Annotated in this window: 1 protein-coding gene; it reads right to left on the bottom strand. The window is 67.3% G+C overall.

The genetic code is table 11. The annotated features are described in order from the left end of the window. Positions 1-121 precede the first annotated feature (121 nt). Positions 122-6,622: LamG-like jellyroll fold domain-containing protein (locus tag AB0D99_RS35400; protein ID WP_362372274.1), on the bottom strand; the 6,501-nt coding region annotated here is incomplete at its 5' end.

The raw sequence follows: 6,622 nt of genomic DNA on the forward strand, positions 1-6,622 counted from the left end.
CTCGGAGGAGGGGTCGACTCCGGTGGGGTTGTGGCAGCAGCCCTGGAGCAGGACGACGTCGTCACGGCGGCGGAAGATTCCGGAGAGCCACCCCCTGTCCGTGTATCCCGGTCAAGCTACCTCAGCGAACGTTCCCGTGAGGAGACCGGGGATTGTGGATGCTCATGGTCTCGGTCCACGACACCGTCTGCCTCTTCTCGGAAAAGCGCCCCTTCGCGTAGTCCTTGTTGAGCGGCTCCGCGATGTTCTTGTCCCACCACGGGCTGTAGCCGCCGAACATGGGGTGCGTGTGCGTCGCCGAATTGATGGTGCTCGGGTTGTCGACGAAGTATTTGACCGTCGCCTTCCCCGTCGCCTTGTTCACACCCACGACCCGGTATTGCAGTGTGTACGAGCCGAGGAAAGCGGCGGACGAGTTCGTGGTGAAGTCCCGCTTGAGCTTCTCCGCCGAAGTCCCGTGCTCATCGTTCTCACCGAGCTGGTGCGGACTCTTCTTCCACCCCGAGCCGCCCTTGAGCACCCCGTCCTTGATGTCGGCGGCGATGCTCTTCCGCGTGTCCTGCACGTGGTAGTGCCCTTGCAGGATTCTCGTGAAGCGGTCGTTTCCGTCGAAGTGCCGGTTCTTCGGCCCCTTTCCGCTCACCCACTCGAACCCGAGGTCCCAGCCCGTCGGCTGGCTCGGGGTTCCGAACCAGTCGGGGTGGTCCTTGCGCAGCTTCGGCTCCAAGGCGAGGACCCCGTCCGCAAGGTTGTCGAAGACCGCGTGGACACCGGCGATCCACCCCTTGGCGAAGAGCTTGCCACCGGTCTCCTTCACCCTGTCGACGGCTCGGTTCATCGCGGACGAGACGACCCGCTTGACGGCCCTCTTGATCTTCCCGAACCTGTTGACCGTCTTCTTGATGAGCTTCCGATACGCGTCGCGCGCCCTGTTGGCCTCGTTCCTGATCCGTTTGCCGACCCGGACCACGGCGTGCCTGACACGCTTGATGGTGTGCTTGACGTACCTCTTGATCTTCCTGACGCTGTCACGCACGAACCTGACGGACTTGCGGACCGCCCGGTACGTCTTCCGGATCGCCTTCTTCACCGTCCGTTTGACGGTCTTCGCCACCTTGCGGACGGCCTTGGCGGTGCGCTTGGCGACCGACTTGACCTTCTTCACGGTGGAGTTGACGGTCTTTCTGACCTTCTTCGTGACCTTCTTCCACGCCTTGTCGACGAAGCTCGGCCAGTGACCGGTCGGGTCGGTTGCCGTCATCGGATTGGCGTCGGCGTATGCGTAGCGATTCGCGGTCACGGACGTCGGCAGCGGGGAGAGGGCCACCGTGTCGCGGCTGTTGAACTGGCCGGTCTGCGGTGAGTACCAGCGGGCGGCCATGTTGACCTTGGCCGTCTCCGGGTCGGTCCAGCCGGACTGGTAGCCCAGGCTGCCGGTCATCCCGGTCGTCTCGTTCACCTTGCCGAAGGGGCTGTAGGTCCGCGAACCGGTCAGCGCCTCGGCGGAGTCGGTGAACTGCGCCACCACGTCGTCGTGCAGGTCCGTGAGGACCAGCACCGCGGACGCCGAGGTCTTCACACCCAGGAGCGAGCCGTCGGCGTTGCGGCTGTAGGACGTCACACCGTCCGAGGCCACGTCGTTTCCGACACCGCTGTACGTGAACGAGTACAGCGCGGTGCCCGTCTCGTCCTTCGCCTCCAGCAGACGGTCGTTGCCGTCGTACGTGTAGCTCCGCTTGCCTTCGCTGATCACACGGTTGAAGGCGTCGGCCTTGATCGCGGTGCTGCCCCCTCCCAGTTCGGTGATCTGGCTCATCGTGCCGCGCGCGGTGTACAGGTACGAGGTGCGCCCGTCCGAGGTGAGACGGTTGCGGGCGTCGTACGTGTACGTGTCCGCGCCGACGCGGGTCCGGTTGCCGGACGCGTCGTAGCTGTAGGCCTCCATCGAGACCCCGTTGTTCCAGGAGGTCAGACGGTTGGCCCGGTCGTACGTGTACGTGTTCGTGGCAGCCCCCGCGACACCGGTCGTCGTCTTCGACGTCTCGTTGCCGTTCGCGTCCCAGCCGTAGGCGATCGAGGAGAGCACCTTGCCGGTCGGAGAGGTCAGCTTGTCGCTGGTCATCCGCTCCAACGCGTCGTACGCGAAGGTCCGCTTGGACTTCCCGGTGCCGTAGTCGACCTGCGTGACCTTCTTGTTGACGTCGTAGCTGTAGGTCATCGTCGAGCCGGTGGCTCCGTCGTTGACGGTCTTCAGCAGACCGGCCGTGTCGTACCCGAAGGTCGACGTGCCGGAGGCGTCGGTGCGTGATGTGGTCGCCCCGTCACCGTTGTAGGTGAAGGACGAGGCACCCGAGGGACCGGCCGTGGAGAGCAGCAGGCCCCGGTCGTCGTACGTGAAGGTGTTCTTCTCGGCACCCGCACCCGCGGCGGCCGTCAGACGGTCGTCCGAGTCGTACTCGTACGTGTGGTCGGCCGTGACGGCCTCGGCGCCCGTGCCCGCCTGGCGGACGAGCCGGTTCTCCACGTCGTACTCGTTGGTGACGGTCACACCGCCCGGAGAGCGGTGTTCCTTCGCCCGCCCGCCGGCGTCGTACACCGTGGTGAAGGTGCGGTCCGCCGGGTTCGGGTGCGCCGGGGTGGACGGTTCGATCTCGGACTCGGGAAGCCCCCAGCTGTTGTAAGTGGTGAGGAACGCGTTGCCGCGGCCGTCGGTGAAGCGCGTCCGGTGGCCGGCCGCGTCATAGCCGAAGGTCGTGGTGATCGACTCGGTGGACGAGACCGGCTGTACCGCCTTCGTCACGACGCCGGACGCGTCGGTCGTGAGGGTGGTGGTGCTGCCCCGGTAGTCGGTCACCGACGTCGGGTTGCCTGCCCGGTCGTACGTGGAGCTGCTGGTGCGCAGCACCGTGCCGGTGGCGTCCAGGTCGCTCGTGGCGACGAGCTGGCCGAAACCGTCGTAGGTGTTCCTGGTGCTCGTGCCGTCCGGGTCCTTCGAGGTGAGGACCTGGCCGTCGGCGTCGTAGGTGAACCTGGTGATCTGGCCCGCGGAGTCGGTGACCTCCGTGGTCTCACCCACCACGTTGTACGTGAACGACTCCGGGATACCGGTGGCGCTCACGGTCCGGGACAGCTCGCCGCCCGGAGCGTTGTACTCGTTGATCACCGTGTACGCCCGCTGCGTCGGCTGCCGGACGATGTCCGTGACCGTGAGCTGGTTCCCCAGGTAGTCCCAGGTGCCCTCCTGGCGGGCGCCGTTCGGCCGGGTCGCCGACAGCTGTTCGCCGTTGGTGGAGTACGTGTACGTGGTGACACCGTTCCCCGGATCGGTGACCGAGGCCACCTCGCCGAGCTGCGTGTACGTGTACGCGGTGCGGCTGCCGAGCGCGTCGACCTCCGCAGAGACCTGACCGAGCTTGTTGTACTCCTTCCAGGACGTGGGCGTGATCGGCGTCGCGGCACCCGGCGCGGTGTAGCCCGGGAGCTTCGTCGAGGTCTCCTGCCCCTCGGCGTCGTACGCCGTGACCGTGACGTTGCCGAGCGTGTCGGACGTCTCGGTCTGCTCACCGAAGGTGTTGTACCCGGTCATGGACACGGGACGGATGGAGACCGGGGTCCCGCCGTTCTGCTCCGCGTTGACCGTCGGCTCGGTGACGCTGGTCTGCTGATGGGCCTCGTCGTAGCCGTAGTCCGTGACGTTGCCGTTCTCGTCGGTGGTCGACAACGGCAGGCCCCGCTGGTCCAGTTTCGAGGTCGTGGAACGGACCGAGCTGCCCGCTGCCGGGAGCGTGCCTCCCTTGACCGCGGAGACCTGGGTCGGGCTCAGCGCCTCGCTGTAGACCTGGACGTCGTCGATGCCGCCCTTGAACTCGTAGTCGTAGGTCGTCCCGTACTTGTGACGGCCGATCTGCAACGGGCCGGTCGCCTCCCACGGGGAGCTGTGCGGGACCTCCTGGGCGAGCGTGCCGTTGACGTACAGGCGCAGCTTGGCCGCCTGGGCGTCGTACACGCCGACGAGGTGGGTCCAGACGCCCGCGACCGCCGCGGACGGCGCGGACACCGCCCGGTCGAACGTCAGCGGCGTCACGTCCGCCTTCGGGCGGGCGAACGCCCAGCCGGTGCCGGACGCGTAGTACAGCACGAAGCCGTAGATGTTGCTGCTGTCCTGCGAGACCACGGTGCGACCCGCCGTGAGGTCGGACAGCTTGGCCCAGGCGGAGACGGTGAAGCTGCCGGCCGTGTTCACGACCGGCTCCTGGGTCTGTGCCCAGGAGTTCACGTCACCGTCGAAGACGGTGCTGCCGCCCCGGTCGGTGTTCCAGTGCACTCCAGTGCCATGGGTACCGGTGTGGTTCGCGCCGGACGAGTCGGCCACGGAGAAGCCCGTGGTCTCGTCCAGCTTGTACCGGGCCACCGGTGCCGTGGTGCCGTCGTGGACGGTGGTGCCGGTGGTGTTGCCCAGGTTGTCGTGCAGGTTGTCGGACGTGGAGACCTCGCCCGTCGTCGGGTCGGTCTCCGTCTCGGAGACGACCCTGTCGTCCGGGTCGTAGCTGACCCTCGTGGTCCGAGCGAGCCCGTTCGGGTCCAGGACCGAGCTGGTCGTACGGTCGGCCGCGTCCACCGTGAACGTGGTGCGGGTGAGGCCGTCGTTGGTGATCTGCTCGATCAGGTTGCCCGCGGCGTCGTAGGTGTTCGCCTGCTCCGTGAACGACTTGCCGGTCTGCGGGTCCTTGCGGACCACGGTCGCCGACAGGCCGTCGTCGGTGTAGGTGTGCGCCGTCACCCAGCCCATCGCGTCGGTGATCGACGCGAGTCGGCCCGCGGGGTCGTACGCCCGCGACTCCTGGACCAGAGTGGTCGGCGCCGACGGGTTGTTCGGGTCGCCCGTGTAGTTCGCCAGGCTGGTCGTGAGCGGGCGCTTCTCGGCGTCGAAGGCGTAGGTACGGATGTTCCCCGCGGGGTCCGTCTCCTTCGTCTTGTTGCCGTAGGCGTCGTACTCGAACGACGTGGTGTCGCCGCCCGGGTCCGTCCTCGTCGCGACCTGGTTGTGGGTGTCGTACGTCATCGACGTCGTCCGCGCGGCGTCGCCACCGGTGAGGTCGGCGACGGTCTGCGAGAGGACGTTGCCGTCGGCGTCGAACGCCGTCGTCGTCCTCGCCTGGTGCACCGCGCCGGTGACCCGGTTGGTGACCTTCGGATCGGTCTCCGTGACGACCTGGTCGTTCTTGTCGTACGTCTGCGACGTCGTCAGACCCGCGGGGTGCGAGTCGGAGAACTCCGTCTTGGTCAGCTGCCGGCCGAGGTTGTCGTACGTGTACTTCGCCTTGCCGCCGTTGGCGTCGATGGTCTCGGCGAGATCACCGTTGGCGAAGTACGTGTTCGACGTCCTCTTCCCCGCCGCCGTGACCACCTGGGCCACCAGCCCCGCAGGCGCCTTGGCGGTGCCGCCCTCCGCTGCCGGGGTGGCCGTGGTGGTGTAGGTCGTCGACACCGTCCGGCCGCTCGGATGGCCTGCTACCGGAGGCGAGGTCACCGCGGTGACGTTGCCACCCGTGTCATAGGTGTAGCTGGTGAGGTAGGTGTTGTCCGTCGGACCCGAGGAACGGCCGTCGCGCTCGGTGAGCAGCAGATCGTTGCGGAGGTCCATCGGCGGGAAGGCCGTGGTCGCGTCCGGATAGTACGTGTAGTACTCCGTCGAGCACTTGTTGGCCGCGGTGTCCTGGCAGCTCGTCTGGGAGACGGCGTTGCCCCGGACGTCATGACCCGTGATCGAGCGGTTGCCGTTGGCGTCCGTCACGGTGTGCAGGAAGCCGCCCGTGTCGTAACCGTACGTCGTCCGCTTGCCCTCCGTGTCGATCGCGGTCAGCAGACGGTTGCCCATCTCCGCGTCGTACACATACGTCAGCGTCTTGTCGCCCGGATCGGTCAGCTTGACCGTCCGCACCGGAGCGACACCCGAGGACGCCTTGTACGCCGACCAGTGCCCGGCGACATCGGCCGCCGTCAGGCCCTTGGAGTAGACCGAGACATCGGCGATCGAACCGGTGAAGTAGCTGACGGCACCGGGAGAGCTGTACCAGTTCGTGGCGAAGCCTGCGCCGAGGAACGTGCGTGACGTCGCCTGGCTGTTGGCCGCGCCGGTGCAGGTTCCCTGCTTGACGCCGTCGAGGTAGAGCGTCTGAGTGGTACCGGTGGCGGAGATGACCGCGTGGTGCCAGACATCGTCCGTGACGCTCGCCGTGGAGCCCAGCGTGTTACCGGCGTTGCAGGTGCTGCTCCACCAGTGGCCCCGCAGCTTCCCGTCCGCACCGACGTAGAGCACGTCGCTGTACGCGCCGCCGACTCCTGCCGGGTCGTCCAGCGCCCTGGCCTGGTCGCTCATGATGACGCCCGGCTCGGCCGTCTTGAACCACAGCTCCACGGAGCGATCGGGCTTGTTGTGCCAGACGTCGTGCGGCACCTCCACGTAGGAGTTGGTGCCGTCGAACTGGGCCGCCGTCGCGTCTCCGGCGCCGAACGGACCCGTCACCCCCTGCGTCACGTTGTTGTACGTGCCGAAACCGGTGTGCAGCTCGTTCGCGGCCTGCGCCGCGCCCTGGGTGTCGTCCAGACGCCAGTAGCCGGC

Origin of the sequence: Streptomyces sp. NPDC047971, assembly GCF_040653355.1 — a bacterium.
Taxonomy (GTDB): Bacteria; Actinomycetota; Actinomycetes; order Streptomycetales; family Streptomycetaceae; genus Streptomyces.